Annotated in this window: 1 pseudogene; it reads right to left on the minus strand. The window is 39.0% G+C overall.

What is annotated here, in order from left to right:
* A pseudogene (locus tag LUU93_RS21680) lies at window positions 1-205 on the minus strand (IS1182-like element ISMsp1 family transposase); the annotation flags it as partial.
* Between the last annotated feature and the right edge of the window lie 41 nt (window positions 206-246).

The following is a 246-nucleotide window of genomic DNA, read 5'->3' on the forward strand; positions in this document are numbered from 1 at the left end:
CAAAATCAACAGATTCTGTATTTTTAAGTTCTTCTTTGGCTACACTCTGTGCATAATGCCAAAGTTCTTCCAGCTGTTGTTCAATACGTTCTTTACTCTTTTTAATAGCCTTCCCCCATACAAAAGTATAACGGTTGGCATTGGCTTCGATCTTTGTACCGTCAACAAAGGCAGTCTTAAGGCTTACGATGCCCTCCCTTTCCAACAAAAGGACAATTTGGGTGAAAATTTCTTTAATCTGCCCAT

Origin of the sequence: Flavobacterium soyae, assembly GCF_021245985.1 — a bacterium.
GTDB lineage: Bacteria > Bacteroidota > Bacteroidia > Flavobacteriales > Flavobacteriaceae > Flavobacterium > Flavobacterium soyae.